Below are 265 nucleotides of genomic sequence, written 5' to 3'. Positions count from 1 at the left end.
CCACAGCGGCGCCGAGGTCATGACCCTGCTCGACGAACTCGCCGATCAGGGTCATGTGGTGATCCTCATCACCCACGACCGCGAAGTGGCGCAACGGGCCAAACGCATCATCGAAATCCGTGACGGCCTGATCATCAGCGACAGCGCCGAGCACGCGTGCGCGCCGCCTGTGGCCAATCCCGGCGCGTTGCAAGCGGTCGACCTGCGCCAGCGCCTGAGCAACGGCAGCAGCCAGACCGGCGCCTGGAAAGGTGAACTGCTCGAC

1 pseudogene is annotated in these 265 nt (G+C 66.4%); it reads left to right on the top strand.

Annotation, left to right across the window (positions count from 1 at the left end):
• Positions 1-19 precede the first annotated feature (19 nt).
• Positions 20-265: pseudogene (locus AAEY83_RS19145) on the top strand (macrolide ABC transporter permease/ATP-binding protein MacB); the annotation flags it as partial.

The organism is Psychrobacter sp. TB20-MNA-CIBAN-0197 (assembly GCF_040309765.1).
GTDB lineage: Bacteria > Pseudomonadota > Gammaproteobacteria > Pseudomonadales > Moraxellaceae > Psychrobacter > Psychrobacter submarinus.
The sequence above is the reverse complement of the archived record's forward strand: the minus strand, read 5'-3'. Positions and strand labels throughout refer to the sequence as shown.